The organism is Paracoccus sp. JM45, assembly GCF_003590715.1.
Taxonomy (GTDB): Bacteria; Pseudomonadota; Alphaproteobacteria; order Rhodobacterales; family Rhodobacteraceae; genus Paracoccus.
In genome coordinates, this window is sequence record NZ_QQVY01000054.1 from 1 (window position 1) to 1,562 (window position 1,562).

General features: G+C 58.6%; 1 pseudogene. It reads left to right on the plus strand.

Annotation, left to right across the window (positions count from 1 at the left end):
- The first annotated feature begins 264 nt into the window (after positions 1–264).
- Positions 265–1,210 (plus strand): annotated as a pseudogene (locus DWB67_RS17620) (IS5 family transposase).
- Positions 1,211–1,562: the final 352 nt, after the last annotated feature.

Genomic DNA, 1,562 nt, shown 5'->3' on the forward strand with positions numbered 1-1,562 from the left:
CGAGGCCTATGATACTCACAATCAACACCTGAAAGCCGCCGCCTGACATGAAACCCATGCTATAGCTTAGCCCGGCGGAAAACTGGTCGAAAATTCAGGACCACCTCTGGGGATTGTGGGACCGGCCCGTTTTCGATCGGTAAAACCGCCCCGGCGCTGTAGCACTCCTAAAACTTTTAAAACCCCCGCCAGTGCTGGATGGCTCTGTTGCGAAAATCCGTTCGAGGGATTAATTTTGTGAATACAGCATGGTAGCTGGGCGGCATGAGCAGACCTACACCCCCGACCTACAAGATCAGGAACTGGCCAGCCTACAATGAAGCGCTCAAGTGCCGGGGCTCGCTGACGATCTGGTTTGACCCCGACATGACCTGGGATGCCGCGCCGACAGGACGGCGTGGCCGCCATCTGATTTATAGCGACGCCGCTATCCAGACATGCCTTTCAATGAAGGTCTTGTTCGGTATGGCGCTCCGGAAAACGACTGGTTTCGTCGAGAGCCTGCTGAAGTTGGTCGGCTTGGACTGGGCGGTGCCCGACTTCAGCACACTGTCTCGTCGCCAGAAGACCTTGGCCGTGAACATCCCCTATTGCGGCTCCAAGGGCCCGCTGCATCTGCTGATCGACAGCACCGGCATCAAGGTCGAGGTCGAGGTCGAGGGCGAAGAGGAGTGGAATGCCCGCAAGCACGACGGTCCCAAACGGCGGGTCTGGCGAAAGATCCACCTCGGGATCGATGAACAAACGTTGGAGATCCGTTCCGTCGAGTTCACCAGCCGTGGCATCGGCGACGCCCCCCATGCTGCCGGAACTGCTCGATCAGATCCCACCCGAACAAGAGATCGGCAGCGTCACCGCAGACGGCGCCTATGACACGCGCAAGTGTCATGATGCCATTCCGGATCGTGGCGCCGCCGCCGTCATCCCACCTCGCAAGAACGCAAAACCATGGAAGCCGAACACCCTTGGAGCAATCGCACGAAACGAAGCCCACCGGGCATCGAAATATCTCGGCCGGGCGCTTTGGCGAAATTGGAGTGGCTATCACCGCCGAAGCCGCGTCGAGAGCAAGATGCATTGCGTGAAACTTCTGGGTCAGCGCCTCATGGCGCGAGACTTCGACCGCCAAGTTGCCGAGATCCAGGTCCGGATTGCCGTGCTGAACGGCTACACCCCCCTTGGCATACCTGTTACAGAGGCCGTAGGATAAGTCTGTCCGGGAATAGGGGAAGCTCGGCCGTCACCTGATTTGTGCATGTATTGATGCCCCCGTTGGTGCAAGTGATTTTGAACGGCGCGAGCGTGTGATCGGGTGCGGTCATGTATCAGGCCTCTGTATGCGGCGTTGATGTGACCGCGGGCCGGTATGGCGATGCGCGGACCAGAGGCATATCAACAAACCGAGCTCGTGGCCCCTGCACAAATGCTGCTTTCTCTGACCCGGATCTGATCAATCCTTTGCCGTTACTGTTCAGTGACCTCCTCACACCCCCGACTTACCGGGACGTCGTGACGCGCAATTTCCGCTACGCCATCGTCGTCACCGGATTCCGATAATCCTC